The organism is Desulfovibrio sp. JY (assembly GCA_021730285.1).
In the GTDB taxonomy this organism is placed as follows: Bacteria; Desulfobacterota; Desulfovibrionia; order Desulfovibrionales; family Desulfovibrionaceae; genus Solidesulfovibrio.
The window spans coordinates 2,414,131-2,439,952 of record CP082962.1 but is presented as its reverse complement, the minus strand read 5'-3'; the positions used below and the strand labels follow the sequence as shown (position 1 = coordinate 2,439,952).

General features: G+C 58.3%; 24 protein-coding genes and 2 pseudogenes. 12 read left to right on the top strand and 14 right to left on the bottom strand.

The annotated features are described in order from the left end of the window. Window positions 1-36: 36 nt before the first annotated feature. The 3 genes from K9F62_10950 to K9F62_10940 form a co-directional block, all read right to left on the bottom strand. Window positions 37-2,610, bottom strand: coding sequence for a response regulator (locus K9F62_10950; protein ID UJX39250.1), 2,574 nt, complete (start codon window positions 2,608-2,610; stop codon window positions 37-39). Then, window positions 2,570-3,226, bottom strand: coding sequence for an MEDS domain-containing protein (locus tag K9F62_10945; GenBank protein UJX39249.1), 657 nt, complete (start codon window positions 3,224-3,226; stop codon window positions 2,570-2,572). The genes K9F62_10950 and K9F62_10945 overlap by 41 nt, the downstream gene beginning before the upstream one ends. A 414-nt stretch (window positions 3,227-3,640) precedes the next feature. Beyond that, on the bottom strand, window positions 3,641-4,630 hold the full coding sequence (locus tag K9F62_10940; protein ID UJX39248.1) for an MBL fold metallo-hydrolase: 990 nt from the start codon (window positions 4,628-4,630) through the stop codon (window positions 3,641-3,643). Between the two features lie 300 nt (window positions 4,631-4,930). Here K9F62_10940 and K9F62_10935 point away from each other — a divergent pair, with 300 nt between their 5' ends. Together K9F62_10935 and K9F62_10930 are read left to right on the top strand one after the other, a co-directional pair. After that, a complete protein-coding gene (locus tag K9F62_10935; protein ID UJX39247.1) occupies window positions 4,931-5,308 on the top strand; it encodes a helix-turn-helix domain-containing protein in 378 nt (125 codons plus the stop codon). A 97-nt stretch (window positions 5,309-5,405) separates the two neighbouring features. After that, window positions 5,406-5,621: pseudogene (locus K9F62_10930) on the top strand (transposase). 270 nt (window positions 5,622-5,891) lie between these two features. On the opposite strand, the gene K9F62_10925 reads toward K9F62_10930, so the two are convergent. The 4 genes and pseudogenes from K9F62_10925 to K9F62_10910 form a co-directional block, all read right to left on the bottom strand. Then, window positions 5,892-6,446 (bottom strand): DUF3795 domain-containing protein, encoded by a 555-nt coding sequence (locus K9F62_10925; GenBank protein UJX39246.1) that lies wholly within the window; start codon window positions 6,444-6,446, stop codon window positions 5,892-5,894. Between the two features lie 101 nt (window positions 6,447-6,547). After that, window positions 6,548-6,865 carry a helix-turn-helix domain-containing protein gene (locus tag K9F62_10920; GenBank protein ID UJX39245.1) on the bottom strand — a complete coding sequence of 106 codons (318 nt, stop codon included), beginning with the start codon at window positions 6,863-6,865 and terminating at the stop codon, window positions 6,548-6,550. Window positions 6,866-7,310: 445 nt separating this feature from the next. Beyond that, the gene (locus K9F62_10915; protein UJX39244.1) at window positions 7,311-7,481 is read right to left on the bottom strand and encodes an integrase core domain-containing protein; all 171 of its coding nucleotides are present in this window, start codon (window positions 7,479-7,481) and stop codon (window positions 7,311-7,313) included. A gap of 34 nt (window positions 7,482-7,515) precedes the next feature. Further along, window positions 7,516-7,660: pseudogene (locus K9F62_10910) on the bottom strand (IS3 family transposase). 106 nt (window positions 7,661-7,766) lie between these two features. On the opposite strand from K9F62_10910, the gene K9F62_10905 reads away from it, so the two are divergent. The 8 genes from K9F62_10905 (at window position 7,767) to K9F62_10870 (ending at window position 14,327) form a co-directional block, all read left to right on the top strand. Then, the gene (locus tag K9F62_10905) at window positions 7,767-8,078 is read left to right on the top strand and encodes a metalloregulator ArsR/SmtB family transcription factor (protein ID UJX39243.1); all 312 of its coding nucleotides are present in this window, start codon (window positions 7,767-7,769) and stop codon (window positions 8,076-8,078) included. Window positions 8,079-8,175: 97 nt separating this feature from the next. Then, entirely contained in the window at window positions 8,176-8,562 is a 387-nt protein-coding gene (locus tag K9F62_10900; protein UJX39242.1) for a putative zinc-binding protein, read from the top strand. A gap of 77 nt (window positions 8,563-8,639) precedes the next feature. Continuing rightward, a complete protein-coding gene (locus tag K9F62_10895; GenBank protein UJX39241.1) occupies window positions 8,640-9,728 on the top strand; it encodes a permease in 1,089 nt (362 codons plus the stop codon). Window positions 9,729-9,760: 32 nt separating this feature from the next. Next, the gene (locus K9F62_10890) at window positions 9,761-9,994 is read left to right on the top strand and encodes a thioredoxin family protein (GenBank protein ID UJX39240.1); all 234 of its coding nucleotides are present in this window, start codon (window positions 9,761-9,763) and stop codon (window positions 9,992-9,994) included. 253 nt (window positions 9,995-10,247) lie between these two features. Further along, window positions 10,248-10,610, top strand: coding sequence for a thioredoxin family protein (locus K9F62_10885; GenBank protein UJX39239.1), 363 nt, complete (start codon window positions 10,248-10,250; stop codon window positions 10,608-10,610). 11 nt (window positions 10,611-10,621) lie between these two features. Further along, entirely contained in the window at window positions 10,622-11,329 is a 708-nt protein-coding gene (locus tag K9F62_10880; GenBank protein ID UJX39238.1) for a sulfite exporter TauE/SafE family protein, read from the top strand. A gap of 76 nt (window positions 11,330-11,405) precedes the next feature. Beyond that, window positions 11,406-12,518: an ACR3 family arsenite efflux transporter gene (arsB, locus tag K9F62_10875; protein UJX39237.1), complete on the top strand. Its 1,113-nt coding sequence runs from the start codon at window positions 11,406-11,408 to the stop codon at window positions 12,516-12,518. A gap of 414 nt (window positions 12,519-12,932) precedes the next feature. Then, window positions 12,933-14,327: a radical SAM/SPASM family putative metalloenzyme maturase gene (locus tag K9F62_10870; protein ID UJX39236.1), complete on the top strand. Its 1,395-nt coding sequence runs from the start codon at window positions 12,933-12,935 to the stop codon at window positions 14,325-14,327. Between the two features lie 316 nt (window positions 14,328-14,643). On the opposite strand, the gene K9F62_10865 is transcribed toward K9F62_10870, so the two are convergent. Continuing rightward, complete coding sequence (locus K9F62_10865) at window positions 14,644-15,549, bottom strand: NAD(P)H-binding protein (GenBank protein UJX39235.1); 906 nt, start codon at window positions 15,547-15,549, stop codon at window positions 14,644-14,646. Window positions 15,550-15,836: 287 nt separating this feature from the next. Here K9F62_10865 and K9F62_10860 point away from each other — a divergent pair, with 287 nt between their 5' ends. Further along, window positions 15,837-16,727 carry an AraC family transcriptional regulator gene (locus K9F62_10860; GenBank protein UJX43190.1) on the top strand — a complete coding sequence of 297 codons (891 nt, stop codon included), beginning with the start codon at window positions 15,837-15,839 and terminating at the stop codon, window positions 16,725-16,727. A 385-nt stretch (window positions 16,728-17,112) separates the two neighbouring features. Here the strand turns inward: K9F62_10860 and K9F62_10855 are convergent, their stop codons facing one another. Both K9F62_10855 and K9F62_10850 read right to left on the bottom strand, forming a co-directional pair. Continuing rightward, on the bottom strand, window positions 17,113-18,102 hold the full coding sequence (locus K9F62_10855) for a response regulator (GenBank protein UJX39234.1): 990 nt from the start codon (window positions 18,100-18,102) through the stop codon (window positions 17,113-17,115). Window positions 18,103-18,285: 183 nt separating this feature from the next. After that, on the bottom strand, window positions 18,286-18,654 hold the full coding sequence (locus K9F62_10850; GenBank protein UJX39233.1) for a response regulator: 369 nt from the start codon (window positions 18,652-18,654) through the stop codon (window positions 18,286-18,288). Window positions 18,655-18,850: 196 nt separating this feature from the next. On the opposite strand from K9F62_10850, the gene K9F62_10845 reads away from it, so the two are divergent. After that, the gene (locus K9F62_10845) at window positions 18,851-20,008 is read left to right on the top strand and encodes an iron-containing alcohol dehydrogenase (protein ID UJX39232.1); all 1,158 of its coding nucleotides are present in this window, start codon (window positions 18,851-18,853) and stop codon (window positions 20,006-20,008) included. Window positions 20,009-20,468: 460 nt separating this feature from the next. On the opposite strand, the gene glpK is transcribed toward K9F62_10845, so the two are convergent. The 4 genes from glpK to K9F62_10825 are packed head-to-tail and all read right to left on the bottom strand — an operon-like array spanning window position 20,469 to window position 25,462. Beyond that, window positions 20,469-21,962, bottom strand: coding sequence for a glycerol kinase GlpK (gene glpK, locus K9F62_10840; GenBank protein UJX39231.1), 1,494 nt, complete (start codon window positions 21,960-21,962; stop codon window positions 20,469-20,471). Then, window positions 21,959-22,759, bottom strand: a complete 801-nt coding sequence (locus tag K9F62_10835; protein UJX39230.1) for an aquaporin family protein — start codon at window positions 22,757-22,759, stop codon at window positions 21,959-21,961. The genes glpK and K9F62_10835 overlap by 4 nt, the downstream gene beginning before the upstream one ends. A gap of 12 nt (window positions 22,760-22,771) precedes the next feature. Then, window positions 22,772-24,499: an FAD-dependent oxidoreductase gene (locus K9F62_10830; GenBank protein UJX39229.1), complete on the bottom strand. Its 1,728-nt coding sequence runs from the start codon at window positions 24,497-24,499 to the stop codon at window positions 22,772-22,774. A 15-nt stretch (window positions 24,500-24,514) separates the two neighbouring features. After that, entirely contained in the window at window positions 24,515-25,462 is a 948-nt protein-coding gene (locus tag K9F62_10825; protein UJX39228.1) for a sugar-binding transcriptional regulator, read from the bottom strand. Window positions 25,463-25,822: the final 360 nt, after the last annotated feature.

Sequence of the window (25,822 nt, the reverse complement as noted above, 5' to 3'; positions counted from 1 at the left end):
TTTTTCTGAAGATATAATACACTCTCGTGTTTGAATTTATGCGGGTGCAAACCCTTTCTTCCCGCCAATCACCTTGCTGAGGACAGTATGTAACTCGACCATGCTGACTGGCTTTGAGATGTAGTCGTCCATCCCGGCAACCAAGAATTTTTCCCTATCACCAAGCATGGAGTAGGCAGTCATGGCAATGATCGGGATGCTTGCCTTATCCTGGCCTGCCCTCCCTTCGCGTATCGCTCTGGTGGCCGCCACACCGTCCATGCCAGGCATCTGGATGTCCATGAGGACCAAGTCGAATTCTTGGTCTGAAAGCTTTGTGAGGGCTTCCTGGCCATCCACGGCTGTGCCTACGGTGTAACCGGACTTCTCGAGCAACCACTTGCCGGCCATCAAGTTCACCGCATCGTCTTCGGCGAAAAGGATGCGCAAGGGCTGATCCTGCTGGAGGCTATACGCTTTCTCCGCATGCTCATCATGCTTCCTCCGCAGTGAAGCGGGGAGTTTGAAGGGCAGGGAACAATAAACAGTCGTGCCCAGGCCCTCTGTGCTGTCGATAGTCAGTGCTCCATGCATCATACCGATCAGTTTTCGGACAATGGAAAGCCCCAACCCCGCCCCTTGGAAACGACGTGTGTAGGAATTTTCCGCCTGGGTGAAGGGCTCGAAAATAGCCTCGAGCAGATCGTCCGCAATACCAATTCCTGTATCCTGGACAATGAAAAGGACGCGTAGTGCGCCATGTTGCAAACCAAGAGACATCATCTCGATCTGTACTTTGCCGGCGTCAGTGAATTTTATGGCGTTTCCGATCAAGTTGAAGAGGATTTGTTGCAGACGGGATTTGTCCCCGACAAGTCGTGACGGGATACGTTCATCAATTGAAAAATCCAGTACAATCCCTTTTTCTTTTGCCTCCATGGCAAAAAGGTCGATAATGGTTTCCCGCTGGCCTGCGACTTCGAACTCTTCTTCATGGAGGACCATTTTCCCTGCCTCGATCCTGGACAAATCGAGGATGTCGGACAAGAGGCGTGTGAGGCGATTGGAGGACCTTATCGCTGCGAGGAGATATTCCTTCTGTTCGCCATCGAGCGGGGTGGTTCCCATAAGGTGGAGCATGCCGAGGATGCCGTTGAGCGGCGTGCGTATTTCATGGCTCATGTTGGCCAGGAATTCAGACTTGGCCTTACTGGCTGCTTCGGCGGAGTCTTTCGCCTTGATGAGTTCTTCAAGGGCCCGCATCCTGTATACTGCCACAGCGAAAAGGTTGGCAAAGACTTGAATGGCAGCCAAGTCTTCCTCAATGTAGTCTCGTTTCGAATTTGCCAAAGCGATTTCGCCGAGAAGTTCTCCTTGATAAACGGCGGGCACAACCATGAGCCGCTTGATGGGGATATGCCCGGGTGGCAGGCCGGAACTGGCCGGGTGGCTGTCTGGGGCGTTGGTGTAAAAAGGCTGCGTACGATTCAGAGTCCCTCCCCGGAATCCAGCAAAGCCTTCCGGATATTTGGGGAAGCATATTCGCGAATCTTGTCCAACAAGACACACTTCGGTTTGTCGCAGGCCGGCACCTGGAGTAGCCACGCTTTCTTGCGTACTCGGGTCAATGGACGAGACGAATCCGTGGGTGCTTTCGGTAATCTCCAAGGCGCACCGATGGACCACCTCGGCGATGCTCATGATCGAGGGCTCCGGTCGGGTGAGCGCGCTTGCGATATCCGCCTGGGCCTTGTTAATAGCGGAGTTGCGACGCAGGCGCGCCTCGGCCAGCTTGCGCTCGGTTATGTCCGTGTGGGTTCCGCTCATGCGTAGTGGGCGCCCAGCCGCATCCCGCTCCACCACTTTTGCCTGATCGAGTATCCAGCGGTAGCTGCCGTCCTTGGTGCGCATCCTGTATTCAGCCCGGTGCAAAGCGCTCCGGCCTTCAAGGTTGTCCCGGATGGAGCGCCAGGCATGGTCGATATCGTCCGGGTGAACGAAATCACTCCACTGTTTGGTCGTAAATTCTATGTCTTCCAACGTAAACCCGAGCATCACGGCCCACCGCTCGTTGCGACGGACTTCGTCTGTTTTCAGATTCCAATCCCAAAAACCAAGCTGACTGCCCTCGAGGACGAAGGAAAGTTGTTCCTCACTCTTGTGGAGAGTTTCCTCAACCAGAATGCGATGGACAACTTCATTTTCCAGCTCACGGTTACGTGCTGACAGTTCCTTCGTACGGACAGCAACCTCATTTTGCAGCGTTTGCTTGCTGTCCTGAAGTTGCCGCTGCTGCTCCAAACGCTCCAACAGCAGCGCGAGCAAGCTCACGGCGTTGCCCAGAAGCTTCCGTTCCTGGGGAGGCAGGACATCGATCTCCCCTTCGATCATGAAGGCGCCATAGTTGTTTTTCACGGTATCCAGGTTCAGGGCGGTGGGCAGGCCGGGCGACAGGGCCGCAGCATAAGAAAAGGAAAGCGCTGGCCAAAGGGCTCCCACGGCTTCGGTAAAAACCCTGATGACCAGCTCCCTGTCTGAGAATTGTGACAGGTTGAGCAGGAGCAAGAACAGATCGTGCGCGACGTCCCGGTTATTCGTCACGGCGGAGAAACTCGGGGGCATTTTTGGCAAGCCAGAGGTCCGGATCCTGGAAGAAAGGATTCGCGGTGATCACCCCTTGGCTTATGGTAAAGGGATGTGTCTGTAAAACCTGCATAATCGTCTTGCCGTCGAATTTCGTTACATTATACAAGCAGATGCTGATCCAGGGCTTGCCTGTAATAAAGTAGTTGAGCCTCGACTCATACGCCATAAGATGGTCGACTCCTGGGATAGCTTCAAGTGCCCAGGCCATCTCAGCCGTGGCTCGAACATTACGTTTCCCGTGCATTTGGCTTTCTTCAAAAATATCATTCAAAGCATCTTCCATGGTCCATGGCGAGAATGTCCCGCCTGGATAGTAGAGATCCTTGGCAGATTGAATCAGCATCGTATTTGAGTCGGCCAGATATTGCCCGCACAGCGGACAATGTTTTGAAAATGCACTTTTAAAATCTTCAATTGTTCGCTCTGCCGGAGCATAGAACTGGAGATCTTCGGCTTGTGCCCCCTGAGCGAGAAACCCCATGATGATTTCGTCGCGTTCAGCTTCCGTCTCATAGAGACCACAGAAATGGGTTCCCCAATTACAAGTATAATTTCCAAAACCAAGAGCTAATGCAGGCTGGTTTGTGGTCGTGATGTGCATTGTCATCCTCCTGGTTCCAAAACAACCGGGGCCTATCTGGAGCCTGTGGTGTGCATTGCCGATCCTAGCAGAGTGAGGACGAGTGGGCAATTCTTCTAGTCCTGTAGTTTTTTATGTGCCAGATCCGCCTTGGAATCAATATATTGGCGCCAATATCAGCTGGTTTGACGCGGAAAGCGTGCGACACGTCATTGGACACTGGCCATTTGCGGGATCCTGCGCAACGGATGGTTGCCGACAACTTAACAGACTTAAAAATAGGACAAAACAATCCGACGAAGTCGGTTGTCGCATCAATTGCCCCACCGGGAGCCAGCCCCCGCCATGCTCAAGTTCTCGTTGCAGCGGTCTGGGGATTCGTGGGCGGTTCGTCCATTAAAAGGCGAGGTTCCAAACTCGTATCCACTACAATAATCATGTCTGTTGCAGCCCCTGAGCATCGTTGACGTACGGCACAGCCAGCCAGCGGTATCCTGGATTGGCCTTGCCCACATGCCCGATGCCAGGGAAGGAAATGTGCGCTCCGGCCACAAGGTGCCCTTGGCGTGCCGCCTCGAAAAAAGCCTGCTCCCGTTGTTTGACCGCAGCATCGGGATCGAGGTCGTACTCGATGGCCACGTCGGGACGAGGAAACTGGACCTCGGCCGCATGGACAATGTCGCCAATAAAAACCAGCCGCTCGCCCTGGCTCTCCAGGGTGTAAAAGCTGTGCCCCGGCGTGTGACCCGGCGCAGCCTGGGTGGAAATCCCAGGGAAAACCGTTGCCCCGGCCTCGAAAGGCGCGACTTTCCCGGCGGCAGCATACGGGGCCAACGACGCCTTGGCGCACGCGAACATGGGCCTGAAATACGCTCCGACCTTGTCCATGTTGGCAGGGTCCAGCCAGAAATCGACCTCCACCCGATTCACATGCACGGTGGCTGAGGGAAAGACCTTCTTGCCATCGACGGTCAACCCGCCCGAATGGTCGGCATGGATGTGGGTGAGCAGGATGTCCGTAATCTGCTCGGGCTTAAACCCCGCGGCCCCAAGGCTTCCCGGCAGTTTGTTGAGGGTTGGCCCAAGCAGCGTCCCTGTCCCGGCGTCGACAAGAATGCGGCGCTCCCCTTGGATGATGAGAAAGGCATTCACCGAGGTGACGCGTGGCGACGGGACATACGACGCCTTAAGCAGCGCCTCCACCTGATCGGGGGTGGCGCTGAGAAGCTTGGCCGTACTGCGAAGGGTGCCGTCGGACAGTGCGATGACATCCACGCCGCCGACCTTATGCCAATAATACCCCGCCTGTTTGTGAGCGATCCCCAATTGGGGGCCTTGCGTCTGGGCCTTGGCGACCAAGCTGTCCCCATGGGCCAGGGCCGTCGCCAGCACGACCGATTGTCCGATGAAATGGCGCCTGTTCATGGTCCCCTCCTCGCATTTGCGCTTATTGCCTGGGTCAGATAGCTTTCACCTGCCAGGCGGTTGCTTGCATCCGCTCGCGTTCACACGTCATTGTCCAGATCGGATCAAATGCGGAGGCGTATCCTTTCGGCTGGACAACTCGCCGGAGATCTCGATTGCGGCCGCCAGATGTTCAATAGTTCAGATCTTGTGAACTACCAAGGGCTATGTCAACCCCGAAGCTGCATCAAGCACCAAGTGGCGGCGTCCCACAAGGATGAGCACCGGGGCGAACACCTGGCTGCTTAAGGAAAGGAAGCAATGAAGCCGCTCTATCATCCCGCCATCGAAGACGTGACCGTCGAGGGCATCCTCCATGCATTATCCGACCCGATCCGCGTTCAAATACTCAAGGAAATCATGCAATCCACCGCCCCAAAGACCTGCTCCGATTTTCTCCGGCTGCCAAATCGCGTTGTGCCCAAGTCCACGCTCTCCCAGCATTTCCGGGTCCTGCGCGAGGCGGGGCTTATCCGAAGTGAAAGAAAGGGCATAGAAATGCACAACTCCACGCGGTGTGAGGAACTCAAACCCAGGTTCGGCACCATGATACGCGCCATCCTGACCGCCTACACCGAGGAATTTAAAAAAAGCGGCAAAGACGGGGATGCGTCCGCCTCGCCGCCATGTGACCAGTGACATGTCCCGACCGCGAAACATCCGCGCTGATACGCCTCAGGCGTGGTCAAACGGGAGTTCAAAGCGCAAGGTCCGAATCGACTCTGGGTGGAAGGACTGGAAACGGCACTGGCCAGAACTGGCGACGTTTTTCAATTATCCCGAAGCGGTACGACGGCTGATTTACACCACCAATCCCATTGAGAGTCTCAACAGCCGAGTCAGAAAACCCGTGCAGGGGAAACGCGTCTTCCCGACCGAGATTGCCCTGATCAAGGCACTCTATCTGGCGGTGGCCGAAGCCGAGAAGCGCTGGACGATGCGAACGAGGAACTGACAAGAGATCATGGCCCAGCTGTCGATCTTCTTCCAGGAAAGGCTCAAAGACTATCTCGGGTGAACCATCAACCAGGGGCGTTACCCAATTTTCGGGACACTCTCTGGGAAAGACTATAATAATAGATTTTGTTCAATTACCACGGTGAAGGATAGAAAAATTACCCATTGGCCTGGCTACATGGATTCATTATCTGTCGTGCTATCGGGTTCATGATGACAAAATACATACGATCCTGCCTTCAACTCCCTACAAAAACGCCCACATCTACCTTGTACTGGAAAGTTTTCTTTGCCATGCATAATATTGAGAACCATGTGATCTAACTTTTTCCTCACCCTCTTCCTTGATGGTTGTTAAATTCTCGTTAATGACAAAACCATAACTCATCTTAAGAAATTTGAGCTTTTCACAGTCCTCATACTCGCCACACTGCCAGCATCCATCATATTTTTTTGATTCCAAGCACTTCAATGCCGTACATTTTATTGTGTCCCCACCAGCTGAACAGCCTCTTGATTCACGACATGGCGTTTTACATTGTATTTTTATAATTCCTTCGAGGACGTTCATAAACGTTGGAATTTCTTTAAAAATACCATACTTTTCTGATAATTCAATTTGTGTTGACCCTCTACCGAGGTCTAAGTGTTCCCCCATAGCAGCAAGGGTCTTTTCATCGCTACAAGCTTTAAGAAAAAAATCTAGTCTAGAATCAACGATAAGATTCTTCAGCTTTAAAGCAGCGTCATAAATTTCGTCTTTGTAGAACATGCAGTCACAGCAAGTTAAACCACATGGGCATACAAGTTTTTTGTCCATTTGGCCTCCATCATCAAACCACACGCAACATACAGAACGCCCACGCCAACCAATTTCCCTGGACGACGTGGGCCATTTCACAACTATTCCAAAAAAACCAGCTACTTCTTCTCCAGGACAATCTTCCCCTCTTCCAGGCAGGAGACCTTGAACTCGTCGCCCTGGCTGAAGCCGTAGTTGGCCAGGAGCGTCGGGGACAGACGGAGACCATTCTTCGAGAGCTTCACACTGCCAGATGCCACACGAGCATCCATCCCTGCGATCTTATAGAACTTCTCATCCAGCGTCATAAGCTTCGTGAGATGGTTTTTCAGGGTGGTTTTGGGAATATCGAAGGCATCCATAATTTGCTGAGCAGTTTTACCTTCGGTGATCATGGTGCGAAGTTTCATCGCGTCAAATTTCGATGCGATAGGCATGGATGAGTCTCCTTGTTTTTGTTCTTCGGATTTTCTTGTGGAAGATAACTTAAATCCCTTTGCTGTCAACTTGGCATGGAGCTTGGTTCGTTAAAGGGAGTTCATTTTTGAAGATTGAGCGAAAAAATTGCCAGTTTTTGATTCAAGTTCCTTACCGAGAGGGCTGCCAGAAGTCATCAAATGTTCTTTAAAAGCATCGTTGATGATGGTTCTGGTGCTGAAAACAAATAAATGCAGCCACCTGAATTTTCAACATGCTAAAATGACAGTATTTTCTCTTTGAACTTTTCCTAGCCCCCCGGTCCCGGGCCTGCGTTCCCCATCTTCCCGGATACCCCTCGGATTCTCTCCCTCCTGCCCCCTCCTGGGCGTTTTCCCCTGGCTGAGGTGGTCCGAGTCGGTTGGACAGGTTGGCGGCGCAGTTCAGCTCTAGTCCGGTGAGTGCTCATGCCGCCTTTGAGGCCGAGTGGCCATCCCGGCATACGTCCATGGGCCGGCGACCGTCAAAAGCCGTATGCGGTCGCTGCTCATTGTAGAAGTGGAACCAATCGCCAAGCGCCTGACGGGCCTGGCTGCCGGTTTCGAGTTCCCGCAGGTAGCCGCACTCCCATTTCACTGAGCGCCACAGCCGCTCGATAAAGACGTTGTCCACACGCCCTGCGCTGCGACAGTCCGCGTCGCTGCGCAAGCGCCACCTGCTGGCGTCTGGCGGGCGCGCCTCCCTTTTTTTGCGGCGACTCCCTTCTCATGAACCTCGATCTCGATGTCTCGCTCGGCCAGGAGTCGTTTGAACCTTTTCTGGGGCAAGTATGCGGTTGAGCACATTTTGTATTTATCAATTGGGCTTGACATTCCTCGGTACTTGGCTATTTTGCCAATTAGTCAATGCTTGGAGTTCGCAATGAAATCGCGCCGCTTTTCACAGCAAGTTAAAATTTTCAAGGCATTAGCCCATGAAACGCGCATGCTTGTCGTCGATGCGCTGTCGCACGGGCAGCGGTGCGTTTGCGAACTGACCGAGCTGGCGGGAGTCGATATGTCGACGATGTCGAAGCATTTAAGCGTGCTGCGTGAAGCAGGGATTGTCGATTCCGAAAAACGGGGCACGCAGGTGTACTATCGGCTGCTGACCCCCTGCGTCTTGAAGCTCTTCAGCTGCATGCAACATGTCGCGGCGCAGGCGTCTTGTACCCGTCAGGGCGAGAGCGCCTAAATTTTTTTGTCATTATATTTTGCTGATTGGCAAAACATACAAATACCGTCGGGATTGCGCCTCGTATGCCGATGCCGACCAAAACCTGGAGACCATCATGTCCGAGAACAAGAGTTGCTGCTGCTCCGCCGCCCCCAAACTCGTTTTCGCCTGCTCCGGCGGGGCCGATGTCGGCGCCCTGGCCGATCAGGCCGCGCGCAAGCTCACGGCGGACGGTGTGGCGAAGATGTTTTGCCTGGCTGGGATCGGCGGGCGCGTCAGCGGGATCATGAAGACCACCGAAGTCGCCGCCAAGGTGGTCGCCATTGACGGCTGTCCCTTGAATTGCGCCCGCAAGACCCTGGAGCAGGCGGGTTTCACGGAATTTGCCCACGTCCAGCTTGCCGATCTGGGATTTGCCAAAGGCGAAAGCCCTGTGACCGAAGAGCGGGTGCTGTCGGTGGCCATGGCTGTCGCCCCCCATTTTGCCAATCCGTGCGAATAGTCGGATGCGACAGGGGGCATGACGCGGGAGGCCGTTTCGGCGGCCAAGGCGCTGCCCAGTGAACCGGGAGATTTGGAATGGAACCAATTGAATGCAAGACCTGCTGCGTGAAGGAAGCCGTGTCCGAGGGGACCGGGACGGGCAACGGGAAGCTTGTCCGCTATCTTTTGCTGCTCATGCCGGTCCTGGTCGCCTGGTGGCTGGTCTATGGCCTGCTGCCCGGGTTTTCCCGCCTGATCACCTACAAGGTGCTCGGTGTGGTCCAGGGAAGCCATCTTGGCGATTCTCTGGAGTTCTTCTTTTACGACACGCCCAAGGTGCTTATGTTGCTCACCCTCGTGGTTTTTGGGGTAGGCATCATCCGGACCTTCTTTACGCCCGAGCGGACGCGAAAAATCCTTGCCGGGAAACGGGAGTCCGTCGGCAACGTCATGGCGGCGCTGCTCGGCATCGTCACGCCCTTTTGCTCCTGTTCCGCCGTGCCGCTTTTCATCGGTTTCGTCACGGCGGGCGTGCCGATGGGGGTGACGTTCTCCTTTCTGATTTCCGCGCCCATGGTCAATGAAATCGCCCTGGTCCTGCTCTACGGCCTTCTGGGTTGGAAGGTGGCGGCCCTGTACCTCGGCACGGGATTGTTCGTGGCCGTACTCGCGGGGTGGGTGCTCGGAAAGCTCAACCTGGAGCCCTATGTCGAAGACTGGGTCATGAAAATCCGGACCGATCCTTCCGTCGTCCCAGCGGACGAACAGACCTGGACGGATCGCATCGAGGCCGGCCTGCACGCGGTCAAGGATATCGTCGGCAAGGTCTGGATCTATGTCGTGGCCGGTATTGCGGTTGGCGCCGGAATCCACGGCTACGTGCCCGAAGGATTCATGGCCTCGATCATGGGGAAGGGCGCGTGGTGGTCGGTGCCGGCCGCCGTCCTCGTCGGCGTGCCCATGTATTCCAATGCGGCCGGGATCGTGCCCGTGGTCGAAGCGCTGCTCGGGAAGGGGGCCGCGCTTGGAACCGTCCTGGCCTTCATGATGTCGGTCATCGCCTTGTCGCTGCCCGAGATGGTGATCCTGCGCAAGGTGCTCAAGCCCCGCCTGATCCTTGTTTTTGCCGGTGTTGTGGGACTCGGCATCCTCCTCGTGGGGTATCTTTTCAATGCGGTCATATAAAAGCGAAATGAAGCTGTCCTTTGGAGGAAATCATGGAAATAAAGGTGCTTGGTCCTGGCTGCGCGAAGTGCAAGGAAGCGGAGAAGCTGGTCCGCGAAGTCGTCAGTGAGACTGGCGTGACCGCGACAGTGGAAAAGGTTTCCGATTTTCAACAAATCGCCGGGTATGGCGTTTTCTCCACGCCGGCGGTCGTCATTGACGGGGAAGTCAAGGTGGTGGGCAAGGTTCCCTCAAGAAGCGAGCTGCTCTCGTGGCTCAAGCCCTAGGCATGGTTCTCGCTCCCTCGATTGGCCTTGCTGTGTGATGTTTGGCCACCGGTCAAGAGGATTGGTGGCCAAAGCTTTATGTAAAACATGCATGTCCCCCGATATGTATATTTTATTTCCGTAGTGTAACTGGTGTGCGTTTAATTATTAAACGCATGAGTAGCGTTAAGGTATCTTTGTGCTGGTTTTATGGCCAGTATAAAATGGTATGTTTAGTGCATAGGTACATGAACACAAAAGAGTGGAGGACATCATGAAAATCATGACTTTCTTGTTTATCGTTATGGTATCCTGTGCTTCAATTGTCTCTGCCGCATCAACGCAGGATGTCCCCGTCAAGGACATGGTGACCGTCGTCGATCTCGGGGCCAAGACATGCATCCCCTGCAAGATGATGGTCCCGGTCCTGGATGCCATGGAAAAAAAGTACCAGGGAAAAGCGGCTATCGTTTTCATCGATGTCCGGGAAGCGCCGGAGCAGGCTGCAAAATTTGGAATCCGGGCAATTCCCACGCAGCTGTTTTTTGATAAGGCGGGAAAGGAAGTCTATCGGCACGAAGGCTTTCTGGACGAAAAGCCGTTCGCCGAAATGCTGGACAAGTTGTTGGCCAACTAGGATGGCATGCCATGCTTGACCAGTTGTTTCTTGCCATTAATGGCTGGATGACAGGCAGCCTGGCCATTGCTGCTGTTGGTTGCTTTCTCTGGGGCGTCGTCAGCGTCCTTTTCAGTCCGTGCCATCTGGCGTCCATCCCCCTCATTGTCGGCTATGTCGCGGGGCAGGGTAAAATCATACAGGGGCGGGAAGCCGCCAAGTATGCCGTGGCGTTCTCTTTCGGGCTGTTCGTGACCATTGCGGCCATTGGGGTGATTTGTACCCTGCTCGGACGCATGCTTGGCGATGTCGGGTCGTACTGGACGATTCTCGTCGGCGCGATTCTTCTTTGGGTAGCCCTCGATATGCTGGGGGTGGCCAAATGCTCCATCTCCAGTGGTATGCTGGGACGGCTCAAGGTCAAGGGGCTTGCCGGCGCGCTGCTTCTCGGTCTGGCCTATGGAGTACTATCGGGTTCGTGTACATTCGGCTTTATAGCGCCTATTTTGGCAATCATCACCATCCAGGAAAAGATTCTGACCGGGGTGATCCTCATCGTGCTGTTTGCCGTGGGGCACTGTCTTCCCATTGTGGTTGCCGGAAGTTCCACGGCACTGGTGCAGCGGTGGTTGGAAAATGGAGCCATGCGGCACGGCGGTGTCTGGTTTCGCAAAAGCGCCGGGGTGTTGATCGCACTCCTGGGGTTGTATTTTATTTCGAAGCCCTTTTTCGGGGTCTGATTGTCACTGGAGCGATGTACCCTGAAGGGAAATGGCTTCCACGCGATGTCACCTTGAAACGGACCGGAGGCATCCCATGACCGAATCCATCACTAGGCGTCTCGCCTTCCTTGACCGATTCCTCACCTTGTGGATTTTCCTTGCCATGTTTGTCGGCGTCTCTGTTGGCTATCTTATGCCCTGGATCAGGAATGTCGTTGGCTTTTTCCAGGTCGGAACCACGAACATCCCCATCGCCCTGGGGCTCATCCTGATGATGTACCCGCCGCTGGCCAAGGTGCGTTACGAACTCCTGGGACGGGTTTTTCGCAACTGGCGGGTGCTTGGACTGTCGCTCGTCCAGAACTGGATCATCGGTCCCGTTCTCATGTTTCTGTTGGCGATCCTCTTCCTGCATGGTTATCCGGAATACATGGTTGGCCTCATCATGATTGGCCTCGCCCGCTGCATCGCCATGGTGATTGTCTGGAACGACTTGGCCTCCGGGGACAGCGAGTACTGCGCCGGCCTGGTCGCCTTCAATTCCATCTTCCAGGTCCTCTTTTTCTCGGTCTACGCATATGTCTTTATCACGGTCCTGCCCTCCTGGCTTGGGCTTACGGGCGCGCAAGTGGACATTTCCATGGGGCAGATTGCCGAGAGTGTCTTCATCTACCTCGGCATTCCTTTTCTGGCCGGAGTCATTTCCAGGATCGTCGGCATCATGACCAGGGGAAAAGAGTGGTACGAAACCGTCTTCATTCCCAAAATCAGCCCGATCACCCTGATCGCACTTCTTTTTACCATTCTGGTGATGTTTTCCCTCAAGGGCGAAGTCATCGTGGCGCTGCCCATGGATGTCATCCGGGTGGCGGTGCCGCTCCTCATCTATTTTCTGGTCATGTTCCTGGTCTCTTTCTTTCTGTCGATCCGGGCGCGTGCGACCTACGAGCAGGCGGCGACGCTCTCCTTCACCGCGGCCTCCAACAACTTCGAGCTGGCCATTGCCGTGGCCGTGGCCGTTTTCGGTCTGAACTCGGGACAAGCCTTCGCGGCGGTCATCGGACCTTTGGTCGAAGTGCCTGTCCTTATCGGTCTTGTGAACGTGTCGCTCTGGTTCAAGAAGAAGTATTTTCCCTGCGCGGTCCAAACCCCGGCGGGGGTTTGTCATGTGACCAGCAATCCCTCCGGCGGGATATCCAGAGATTGATACCGCATCATGGGTGCGGCATCCGGCGTGACTCTTTGCATCGTACGGCAAGGAACAGGCGGACGCGGCACTCCCGCAGCGCCATGGATGTTGCAGGACCTTGCGCGTGTTGCCCCCCGAAAAGCCACGGAAAGCGCCTCCGTTCGATTGACGTAGCGCCGTGCGTTTGCCATGCAATTGTCTTTATTTCCAATGGATTGTGGCGAGGTGATCCCGCTTTTCAAGCTGTCTCTCGGTATGCTATAGCGCGCATAAAAGGGGAGGATGCCTCACTTGCGCCGGACGGGAGCATTGGTTTTGCCCAAGCCCTTCAAGGGCTTCTTCGTCCTGCTTGACGATCGCTGCCGCATTGCATGGTTCTTGGGTCCGGTAGTCCCTTGCTTTCGACCGCAAGGCTTCACTCGAGGATGGAACATGATTGGTATTTCGCCGTCCGACATGGAATGCGCCCTTCTGCCGCAGCCATCACGTCTCTTTGTGGAAGTAACTTCCAGATGCAATTTGCATTGTCCGATGTGCGTGAAGTATTCCGGTCCGACGAAAAGTCCTGAGGGGGACATGACTCCAGCGGTTTTCGAATCGCTTGGGCCGGCCTTCCCCTTTCTCGATGCCCTCATCTTGAACGGTATTGGCGAACCGCTCCTGCATCCCAACCTTGAGGACTTTATCCGGGTCGCCAAACAATCCATGCCCGCCGCAAGCTGGGTTGGATTTCAATCCAACGGGCATCTGCTCGACGCGACGAGGGCACGTTCGCTCGCCCGGGTCGGGTTGGACAAAATATTTCTCTCCGTGGATGCGACTTCTCCGAAATTGTTCCGCGCTGTGCGAAGCGGTGGGAGTCTGGGACGTGTGGAACGCGCTCTTGATGTCCTGGCCAACGTGCGCAAGGAGCGCATTGGAAGCGCGCTGGAAGTCGGCGCGGAATTCGTCGTCATGCGCGAGAACCTGCATGAACTGCCTTCGTTGGTGCGGTGGCTCGCCTCACGAGGCGTAACGCACCTCATCGTCTCCCATATTTTGCCGTTTGGCAGCGCCATGGCGGATCAACCAATATTTGGGATGAATACGGAATCCGGGGAGATATTTTATAGGAATTGGCTTGCAAGAGCGCGGCAACAGGGAATCGATCTCAGTCAGTATTTCAAGGTGCTCTGGAAATACAAGAAGACGCCTGATGAAATAAAATTGATAGAATTGGTCCAGTCCATATCCACCCAGGCATGCCAAAATGATATTCCTTTTCATATAGGAAATCTTATTGAGGGGGAGGAACTGCATCAAGCGGAGGAAGTATTTCAAGAGGCAGAGGAGATTGCCGCCAGCGTCGGTCTTCGTCTTGTCCTTCCTGCCCTGCGCCCCTTGACCGCGCATGCATGTGTCGGCGTCAAGCAGGGCGGGATGTTTATTGCCTGGGACGGAAAGGTTTCCCCGTGCCATTTTCTGTGGAGAAGCTTTAGCTGTAATCTGTATGGACGAAGAAAGCAGGTTGCGCAACGCGTTTTTGGAGATTTGTCGCGCGAATCCATACTGGATGTGTGGAATAGCCAGGAATACAAACAGTTTCGATCCGATGTTTTGCGGGGAAGATATCCCCATTGCCCAGGCTGCAACGTCTATCCGTGTGAGGATATCGATTCCATCGATTTCGAAAATGATTGCTACGGCGAGACGGTACCTTGCGGTGATTGTTTGTGGAGTATGGGGTTGCTCCAATGCATGGGGCAGGATGACGCGGAAGGGGATTTCAAAAAGCAATGCGCAATGGAGATAACGAAGGTCCAGGCGCAATTTAAAAGTTGTGGATAAAGGCTCATCGTGATCAGAAATGTTCCCTCGGTCCATTAGTGTTTCGATCAACACAGCTTTCTGGGAAAATATCCCGAAAACTGCGTAAGCGCCCCCGGTTGATGGTTCCGCAGCAAGCGCCTTGCAGCCTGTCCTAAAAAGATCGAACGCCGGGGCATGCTCTCCGGCCCGTTCCTCGGTGGCGTCGTGCGCCGCATCGCGGCCGCTGCAATCGCCTGATACGACGCCTTGGCCAGGGCCATCTCCATCGGGACGATGCGTTTCCCTTGCACTCCCGGGGGTGGGCCGACCACCCCCGGGGGGCATCAAACAAGCGTTATTGCATCTCGGGCTTGAGCCGCGCGACCCATTGTTCCCGGATGAATGTTTCCAGGTCCATCCGCTTGGCGTCTTCGGGCGAATGGGGCCACAGCGCGTGCAGCCGGCCGGAATTGATGCCTTCAACCACCTCGAGCATCAACGTGGTAATACTTTCGGAACAGCCGGCCTGGACCAACTGTTGCCGAAACGTTTCCAGCGACTCCATGACGTAGGGCACCAGGGGACCTCCAAGCGCTTTTCCAAGCATGGCCGCTGTTTCAAGCATGCTGCGTGGGTGCGGTCCTTTAATCTCCCGATATGTTTTTCCTGTAAAATCCAAGGACTGCAAGACATTGGCCGCCGCCTCGCCCACATCGCGCGTGGCCACGAACGGAAGCTTGATTTCGGGCCGAAACGGGCCTGCCAGCGCGCCGCCTTCGAGATGGAGGGAAAAGAGGTTTTCCATGAAATAACCAGCGCGCAGGGCCAGGAAATTGAGTCCCGCAATTTGCCCAAGGCGCTCTTCCAGTCGGTGCAACCCAGCCACGGGACCGTTTCCTGCGGGCATCTCCGCGCCCCAGCTGCTGAGCCCCACCGCATGGGATACGCCGGATCGCTCCAGGGCCATGCCGAGGTTGTCCACGAGTGTATCCTGGTATCCCCGAAAGTCCGGATGGTCAGGGATATAATTGGGTTGCAACATGACATAGGCCGCATCGGCCCCGACAAAGGCCGCGGTGAGGGCCTCGGCGTCCAAGGGTTCGACGATACGGACTTCGGCTCCCAACCGCGCAAGCGGCTCCAGGCGTTCGGCGCTGCGGCCGAGCACGCGCACCTGGGCTCCCCCCTCCAGCAAGGCCCTCGACACAATGCTGCCCGTCCGGCTGGTCGCCCCTGTAACAACATAATTACGCTTCGCCATGAGGATCGCTCCGGGTGTGCCCGATGTTCGTGCGGTTCATGGCGCCGGCTCGGACGTTTGCCAGCGCCTCCCGCGCTTCCCACTCCCCGCCGGGACGGAGAAGATCTGCCGTCGACAGGAAGCCATTTTCGGATCGTGTTTTCATGTCCGAGCAGATAATGGCGCCTGGGGTGGTTGACGATGCCGGATTACGGCAATCTCATGCCTATTCCTCTCAGGTCGACAAACTGCTATCGGATTGTATGGCAAAGCCACCATGCTATGAGCGGACCAGACAACAACAGAATATGCCAGAAGAATTGAAGAATATCATGGCGAGCCTGGCCGTTCGGGAAGGCGAGTCCCCGAGCGCGTTGCCAGGGGTCACCTTTTTGCGTCATAGCCGGTCGCAGCCCCGCGCCCCGGCCATCTACCAGCCCGGCGTGGTCATTTTGGGGCAGGGGCGCAAGCGTGGGTATCTCGGGCCTGAAGTCTACGGATACGATGCCGACAACTATCTGGTTTTGGCCGTGCCGCTTCCCGCCGAATGCGAGGTCATCGCCAGCCCGCGGGAGCCGATGATTTCCATGCGCCTGGATGTTGACGCCGCCATGGTCGCCGAGCTGCTGTTGGCCATGGGCGACAACGAACCTCGCGCGTTTCCCTTGCCCAAGGGCGGCATCGCGCCGACACCCCTGACCGCGGAGGTTCGCGAAGCTGCAACCCGCTTCGTGCGGGCCCTGGCTTCGCCCATGGACAGCCGCGTTCTTGCCCCGGCCTTGGCCAGGGAGTTGTTATATCGCGTCCTTCTTGACGCGCAGGGCGGGCTGTTGCGAGCCCTGGCCTCCCGTCATGGCGATTTCGCGCGCATCGCCGATCTTCTCCGTCACATGCACGCGAATTACACCACGCCCTTGGAAATCGACGAGCTGGCCAGCCAGGCGGGCATGAGCCCGGCAACCCTGCATCGCCATTTCAAAGCTGTAACAGCCACATCACCGATGCAGTACATGAAAGCCCTTCGGCTGCATAAGGCCCGTATGTTGCTGGTAGCCGACGGTATTGGCGTAGCGCTGGCGGCCTCTCGTGTAGGCTATGTAAGCCCGTCGCAGTTCAGCCGGGAATACAAACGCTTTTTCAAGACATCCCCTGCTGCGGACGCTGCCAGATGGCGTGCAAGCAACGCGGTCATATTTTGAAGGAAGATCGGTTGGGCTGCCACTATATGGGTTGTTGCGATCGGGGGCCGGATCCTGCGAAGGCTCGGGGAAAACCGCCCGGACTGGAGCGCGGTTGAGGGGAGGGCAAGCGAGCCTGGAGCATGAGAGGGTTGGTTTGGAGACGAGCGCTCAGGCCACTGTCCTGGAGCGAAGCCCGGATGCTTGTCCGAACGATAAACGCAAAAAGATGAACCTCCGCTCCTGAGGCTCTGTAATCTTCCCCAAAAGAGTTGCCGGGAGTCTCCTGGGATTTGGACAGTCCGTTACGCTATAGTCCTCAAGCGATGAGGACGGTTTTCGATGTCCACGCGACGGAAGTTCCCAGCGGAGTTCAAGGCCAAACCTGTCCGAGGAGTTGGCGGCCTCAGGCCGCGCCGGCAACCGGGCCCTCGATGCACTTGCGGGCCAGGTCAGCCAGGATTTCCCGGGCCATCACCTCGGTCTGGGGCTTGGGAAACTGGCCGTCGGCCTTCACGGACTGGCCCTTGTGCAGGGTTTCCTCGGTAATAAGCGAGGAAAACAGGTACACCGGCAGGCGGGCCAGTTCCGGGTTGTCCTTGATGGAGCGGCACAGGGTATAGCCATCCATGACCGGCATCTCCACGTCGGAAACCACCACATTGACCAGATCCGTCACGGCGCAGCCCTTTTCCTTGGCCTCGGTCAGCTTGTCCTGGAGCATGGCCAGGGCTTCCTGGCCGCTGTCGGCCGACTCCACGGTGAACGATTCGTCCTGCTCCAGGGCGCGCTTGACCATGCGCCGCACGATGGCCTGATCGTCCACGTGCAGCACATGGATGCTGTGGTCGGCCTTGATGGCGTTGGCGACGCCGAAAAAATCCTTGCCGGAATCCGGGTTCAATTCGATGACGACCTTTTCCAGGTCAAGGATGAAGACGATATGCCCTTCCAGGTTCACCAGCCCCGTAAAGGCATTGTGGGAGTATTCATTGATGTATTTGTCCGGTTTTTCCACATCGGCCCAGCTCAAGCGGTAGATACGGGTGATGCCGGAGACCAGAAAGGCGGTCATCACCTGATTGAATTCGGTGATGATCAACTTTTGCGTGTCGCTTTCGACCTGAGGTTGCTCCAGATAACGGGCCAGGGCCACCACCGGCACCACCTTGTCCCGGTCCTTGAAGTGAAAGGCGCCGTACACCGAGGCGTGGCTGGCGAGCGGCGGACGCATGACCTGCTCGGGAAGCCTGGTGATCTTGAGCACCTTGGCCACGTTGATGCCGTAATAGGCTCTGTAGACGGATTCTCCGGAATGGATGTCGATATAAAAACACATGATTTCGACTTCGTTCGTGCCCACTTCGGTAAGCGCCAAGTGCTGCTCGCTGCTCATTGACCGTCCTTCGCAAGGTGAAAGGAAACACAGTTATGATGCCGGGTCCGCCTGACGAACCGGATAGGCGTGAACGCATGAAAACGTGCCGTGGGCGCAGCTGCGGGGAGGACGCCTCCTCTACGGCCGCTTTGACGATCACATCAAGGAAAGTCGCGTGTCAAGGCCTTGCGGGATGTCGTCTCAACAGCCGACGAATTGTTCGACCACCTGCCGCAACTGCTCCACATGGGCCGGGTATTCCAGCAAGACGTCCACTTCGCCCGAATCGAGCAGAAAGGAGCTTTCGCTAAAGCTCTTGGTCACGACGATCAGAGGGGTTCTCTTCTCCGACGCGGCGGCGGCGCTTTCCCTGACGCGCTTGACCGCGGCTTCGGCATCCGCTTCGAAGGAAACATCCAGCACGATCGCGTCGAAGGGCTCTCTTTTGAAAATCGCCACCGCCTCTTCGACGGAATGCACGACATCGACCTCATAGGTCTGCCCCTTTATCGTGTCCGCCAGAATGTTTCCCTGCGCAACGTTTTTGGCGACAAGCAGTGTCTTCGACATTTCCCGCTCCTTTAACCTGCTGCAATTTTAAAAATTATCATACGATTTTTTGGACAGCCCGTTTTCAGGGTTATGCCATTCTTACGACGCTTTTCCCGGCGCGGCAAGCAGAGCGGCCTTTTTCCCCGCTGCACCGCCTTGCCGAAACCGGTCCCTGCTCTCTTGCGCCATGGCCCGGGCCGAGCCATAGTGGCTTATGAACTTTACATTCCAAACCCCGGGCAAGGTCGTCTTCGGCCGCGACACGGCCGGACAACTCCCCACGCTCGTCGCGGCAAGCGGCCACGCCCCGCTCGTCGTCACGGGCGCGACCCCGGACCGGCACCAGGCACTGCTTGCGGCCCTGCGCCAGGCCGGCCTGACCGTGACCGTCTTTCCCGTGGCCGGGGAACCCGCCGTGGAAACGGCCGTGGCCGGCGCGCGTCTGGCCCGCGAGGCCGGCTGCGACGTGGTGGTCGGCATCGGCGGCGGCGGCGCCCTCGATACGGCCAAGGCCGTGGCCGAGCTGGCGACCAACACCGCCGAGATCCTCACCTATCTGGAGGTGGTCGGCCAGGGCCGCCCCCTGACCGAGCGGCCATTGCCGATCATCGCCGTGCCGACCACAGCCGGCACCGGAGCCGAGGCCACGGCCAACGCCGTGCTCACCGTCCCCGAGGCCCGGGTCAAGGTCAGCCTGCGCTCGGCCATGATGCTCCCGGACGTCGCCCTGGTGGACCCGCTTCTTTCGGCGACCATGCCGCCGGCCGTCACGGCGGCAACGGGCCTCGACGCCCTGACCCAGCTCCTGGAGTCCTTCGTCTCGGGCAAGGCCAATCCCATGACCGACGCCCTGTGCCGGGAGGGGTTGCCCCGGGCCGCCCGGGGGCTCGCTCGGGCCTTCGCGGATGGCAGCGACCTCGACGCCCGCGAGGACATGGCCCTGGCCAGCCTTTTGGGCGGCATGGCCCTGGCCAATGCCAAACTCGGGGCCGTGCACGGATTCGCCGCGCCCATCGGCGGGATTTTCGGCGCGCCGCACGGCTTTGTCTGCGCGAGCCTTTTGCCCTTCGTGACGGCGGCCAACATCAAGGCCCTTCGCGACCGCGCCCCAAAGGCTCCCGCGCTTGCCGCCTACGCCGAAGCCGCCCGCCTGCTCACCGGTTCGCCGGAGGCCACGCCGGAAGACGGATCCAATTGGCTGGCCGAAACTTGCCGCGCCCTCCAGGCCCCCTCCCTGGGGACGCTCGGCCTGACCCCGGCCGACATCCCACTCGTCGTGGAAAAGGCGGCCAAGGCCAGCAGCATGCGGGGCAACCCCGTGGAACTGTCGTCCGAGGAACTGGCGGCCATCCTTACCGCCGCCATCGGCTAGTGTCGCGTTCTCGAAATTCGTGCATACGAATTTTGAGAATAATATATTTAAATAATTATTTTTTCTCTAAAAAATATTGTCATATTTTTTAGAGAACGCCACACTAGCCGCCGGCACAGCAACCACCAAAGGCCGCTTGCCCATGCCTTTCAAACGAAATGCCTTTAAAGTGGCCTGCTCAGACAATGTCCCCATTATAAAATTTAGGAAGGGGAGAGCGCGAGAGGGGAGAACCCTTTTTAAAGGGTTTCCCCTCTCGCATCCTCTTTCCCCATTTCTCCCCTCTTCCCCATAAAATAAGGCGGCATGGCCGAAGCCATGCCGCCGCGCGCATGTTTTCCCTACGGTCCGGTTCGTCTTCGGGCAAACCGCAGGGACCGGGCAATATGTTCACTCCGCGCCGCAGCCTCGAAATGCGTGGGCAGGGATTTCGAGGGCAATACGGCGGAAGGCCTCTCTCCTAGGATTCGATCCAGTTGCGGCAGCGTTCCACGGCCCGCTGCCAGCCGTAGATCAGCTTTTCCCGCTCTTCAGGGGACTTGTTCGGCTCGAAGCGGCGGTCAAGCTGCCACATGGCGGCGATCTCCTCCTCGCTTTGCCAGAAGCCGACGGCCAGGCCGGCCAGATAGGCCGCGCCAAGGGCCGTGGTCTCGGTCACCCTGGGCCGCTCGACAGGCACGCCCAGCACGTTCGCCTGGCACTGCATGAGCAGGTTGTTGCGGGTGGCCCCACCGTCGGCGCGCAGGGTTTCCAGCTTGATGCCGGCGTCCTTTTGCATGCAGCCCATGATGTCGTAGGTCTGCAGGGCGATGGATTCGATGGCCGCCCGGGCGATATGGGCCTTGGTCGTGCCGCGGGTGATGCCGACCATGGTGCCGCGGGCGTACTGGTCCCAATGGGGCGCGCCAAGGCCGACAAAGGCCGGCACCAGGAAGACGCCGCCATTGTCCGGCACGGACAGGGCGAGCTGTTCCACCTCGGGGGCGCTTTTGATGATGCCGAGGCCGTCGCGCAGCCACTGCACCACCGCGCCAGCGATGAACACGCTGCCTTCCAGGGCGTAATAGCGCCCCGACGGCGTGCCCCAGGCCACGGTGGTCAGGAGGTTGTTGGTGCTGGGGCGGGGGGTCGTGCCGGTGTTCATGAGCATGAAACAGCCGGTGCCGTAGGTGTTTTTGGCCATGCCCTCGTGCAGGCAGGCGTTGCCGTAGGTGGCGGCCTGCTGGTCGCCGGCGATGCCGGCGATGGGCAGGGCCCGGCCCAGGAATTCGGGATGCACCTCGCCGACCACTTCCGAGGACTGGCTCACGCGGGGCAACATGGAACGGGGCACGCCCATGATATCGAGCAGCTCGTCGTCCCACTGGCCGGTGTGGATGTTGTAGAGCAGGGTCCGGCTGGCATTGGACGTGTCGGTGACGTGGACCGCGCCCTTGGTCAGGTTCCAGATGAGCCAGGAATCGATGGTGCCGAAGAGCAGTTCGCCCTTTTCGGCCTTGGCCCGGGCTCCGGGGACGTTGTCGAGCATCCAGCGGATCTTGGTGCCGGCGAAATAGGCGTCGATGACCAGGCCGGTTTTGGAGCGGAAGGTATCTTCCAGGCCGCGTTTTTTGAGCTCGTCGCAAAAGCCGGCCGTGCGGCGGTCCTGCCAGACGATGGCGTTGCAAATGGGGGACCCGGTGGCCTTTTCCCAAACCACGGTGGTCTCGCGCTGGTTGGTGATGCCGATGGCCGCCACATCCGAGGCGTCGGCATCGGCCTGGCTCAGGCATTCCCCCATGACGAAGGACTGGGTGTCGAAGATTTCGTTGGCGTTGTGCTCCACCCAACCCGGCTGGGGATAAATCTGGGTGAACTCCTTTTGCGCGATCTGCTTGATGTCGCCTTCGCGGGTGAAAAGGATGGCCCGGGAACTGGTCGTGCCCTGGTCAAGGGCCAGAATGTACTTGCTCATGACTTACACTCCTCACATTCCTGCGCGCCGTCTTCGCAAAAATCGGCATTGGGGTCCCTGTTAAGCGCTCCGGTGGTCCTGTCGTAGATAAGCGCACCGAGCGAGCCGCCGACGAAGGGTCCGAGGATGGGCACGAGCACGATGCTCATATCCATCAGGTTCGGTTGGGTGAACCCGGCCAGCAGGGCGAAAAAGCGAGGGCCGAAGTCGCGGGCCGGATTGATGGCGTATCCGTTCATGGCCCCAAGGCTCATGCCGATGCCCATGACCAGCATGGCCACGGCCACGGGGCCGATCCAGGGCACCTTGTTCTTGGCCCCGAAGTCGCCGATGGAGAGGATGCCGAACATGAGCACGGCGGTGCCGATGACCTGGTCGATAAAGCCCGGCCAGAACCCGGGCACGGCCGGGAAGGTGCAGAAGATGCCGGCCGTTTTGACCAGCGTCGGGTCGGCCATGAGCCATTTGGCCTTGAAATCAAGGAACACGATGGCCGCGCCGAGAAAGCCGCCGGCGGTCTGGGCCAGGGTGTAGGGCAGCACCTTGCCCCAGGGAAACCGGCCGGTGACGGCCAGGGACAGGGTCACGGCGGGGTTGATGTGCGCGCCGGAGCGCAGGCTGGCCAGTACGCCGAAAAAGACGCCCAAGCCCCAACCGAAGGTGATCGTGTCCCATGATATGTTCAACGCCTCGCCGAAAAAGACCTTCATGGCCACACATCCGGCTCCGAATATGATGAGGATCATGGTCCCCAGAAATTCGGAGAACATCTCCTTGCCCAGTGACGACTCGTTCATGGAACACCCCTCTTACAGCGCTTCGACCGTTGGCCCTTTCCCTTCCGGGCGGGAACAGGGCTGTTTGCCCAGGCCTTCCTCCACCAATGTGTCCGCCCGCCCGGCGTTCGACGCTTCCTGCCCGGAAAACCAGGTCGCAAGCAGCCGGCGGGCGCTCTCCACTTCACGAACGCGACGGTCCTCGTCCCAGCCGAGTTCCCGTCCCATGATCGTCGCCACGACCGGGGCCGCTTCCTCGGCATGGCGCATGTCCACAAGTCCAAGCGGCAGTCGCCTAAGCAACACGTCGCCAAGGCAAACCGCCATTTCCCGGCGCACGGCAAAGGCCACTTCCGCGCCGATATAGGGATGATCCGGATGAATGGGCGTCAAGAGATCAAGTTCCCGGCCAAGGGCCAGCACCGCGCCGGCCTCGTCGCCGTAGAGGGAATAAAGCGAGCGGGCCAGCTCCGGGGCGATGTTTTCCCGGGCGGCCAGATCCCGCCAGGCACCGGGATAGAACGCCCGGGAACCGATCAGGCGCAGATCGCGGGTGACGCAGGAGCGATCCCCGCAAAGGCCGAAGGCGGCGCAGGCCGCGTCCACGGCGTCCTCGGCCATGGCGCGGTAGCTCGTCCACTTGCCGCCGGCCATGGTCAAAAGCCCGGACGGGCTCTTGGTCAGGACGTGGGTGCGGGCCAATTCCTGGGTGCTCCCCTTCTTGGGGTCGAAGACCAGCGGCCGCAGGCCGTTCCACACGGCCAGGACGTCCCGGCCGGTCACGGGCTTGCGCAGATAGGCGCTGGCATAGCGCAGCAGGTAGTCCACGTCCTTGCAATCCGGGGCCGGATCGACGGCGATGTCCGCCGGCTCGTCGGTGGTGCCGAAAAGGACGTGGCCCTGCCAGGGGATCATGAAGAGCACGCGGCCGTCCTCGGTGCGCGGAATCATGAGCGACAGGTCGTCGGGGACGGTGCCGGCCTCAAGCAGGATATGGATGCCGGAGCTGACCTTGAGCATGCCCGGCGCTTCGGGGTCGTCCATGCGCCGGATGGCGTCGGCAAAGGGGCCGGTGGCGTTGACCACGCCCTTGGCGGCCACGGTCCAGGTCCGGCCGCTTTGCCGGTCGCGCAGGTGCGCGCCCCGGACGCGGCCGCCTTCCTTGACGAGCCCGGTCACTTCCACGTGGTTGACGCACACGGCGCCGTAGGCTGCGGCGGTCCGGGCCAGGGTCACGGCCATGCGCGCGTCGTTGAACTGGCCGTCGGCATAGATGACCGCGGCCTTGTAGCCGTCGAGGTTGAGCTGGGGAAAAAGCTTTTTCGCCTTGGCCCGGGTGACGATGCGGCTGTGTCCCAGGGAGAGCCGGCCGGCCAGGAGATCGTAGAGCACCAGGCCGGCAAAGATGTAGGCGGCCTGGAACCAGGTTTTGACCGGGGTCATGAGGCGGATGGAATGGGCCAGATGGGGGGCGTTTTTCAGCAGCCAGCCGCGCTCGCGCAGCCCCTCGCGCACGAGGTTGAACTGCTCCCTGTCGCATTTGAGGATGGCCTTTTCCAGGTAGCGCACGCCGCCGTGCACCAGCTTGGTGCTTTTGCTGCTGGTGCCCTGGGCGAAGTCGTCGCGTTCCACCAGGGCGACGCGAAGGCCACGGGTGGCCGCGTCCAGGGCGATGCCGCAGCCGGTGGCCCCGCCGCCGATCACGAGTAGGTCGAAAGTTTCCCCGTCCTGCAGACGGGCGAGCTGTTCCTGTCTGTCCATGGCTCCGCCTTGGCTTTAAGGGTTGAGCAGACTGCGGGCCGTGCTCGCGTCCGTGACAAAGGCATGCACATAGCCGCGGCGCAACACGGCTTGCAGGATGGGCACCTTGGCCATGCCGCCGGAGACCAGAATGATATGGGGGACCTTGCACAGTCCCGCGAAATCCGGGGACATGCTGCACTGGTTGATGCCGTGGTCCAGCACGTTGCCGTCGGCGTCGAGAAAGCGGCCGAAAAACTCCCCCACCGCGCCAGCCCGGGCCAGATCGCGGCGCTGGTCCAGGCTTATGGCCCCCAGCGCGATGTTGGTGGCCTGGGCGGTCATGTCGCCAACGGCGGTGAGGATCATGTCCACGTCCAGGGCCTCCTTGTAGAAGGTCTGGAAAAAGGGCTGGGCGGCGATGGTCTCGCGCACGTCCGGGGTGGAAACGAACATGGGCGCGGGCAGGTGGTTGCAGACCTCGGCCGAAAGCTTTCTGGCGAACATGGCCGTGGAATCGAAGGGATTGACCGGGCTTCTGGGCACGCCGCCGTAGAGGGAGGTGACGGAAAGGCCGCGCACGGTGCGGATGACCAGGCCGTTTATGGCCGCGCGCATGGTGTTGCCCCAGCCGACGCCGAGACGCTGGCCGTCCGTCAGTTCGCGGGAGGCGTATTCGCCGGCCGGGCGGCCGATGGTTTCGTAGTAATGCTGTCCGGCGCGCTCGGGGGTCGGCACGACGATGGCCCGGGTCAGGCCGAATTCGCGGACGAGGTCGGCTTCCAGGGCGACGCAGTCGCGAAAGGCGGTGTTGATGACGACCCGGATGAGCCCGGCCTCGCGTCCGGCCTGGAGCAGGCGGTTGACCTTGAGGCGCGTGAGCCCGAGGCGTTCGCCGATATCCCCCTGGGTAAGCTCCTCGTGAAAATAGAGCCAGGCGACGCGTGAGATGAGCTGGTTTTCCTCTTCGTCGAACCCGGTCATGGGAGCCTCCGGCCTGTTGGCGTTCGGGACGCCTGGTGCTGTGATCTTTGTGTCGGCTCAAATACAATTGTAAAACGAATGTGTCAACAGTCCGGCGCAAATTCGTGACCAACCCTTCATGCGCCGTCCGGGGCGCAAAGAGCCTTTTTCACAAAAATGTCCATCCATTTTGAAATAATAGAGAATAATTTCAAGTATTTTTGAATCAGCCCACAACATACATCCCATCGAAAATGAACCAGAATAATTAAACCAATTGTTTTCTACCGAAACAATTGGTTCCGGTCGCCGCCCCGATGTACCGTCGATTCCCCGGGTAAAATCCCGCCTCCGGCCAAAGCCATGGCCCGGCGTTTCCGC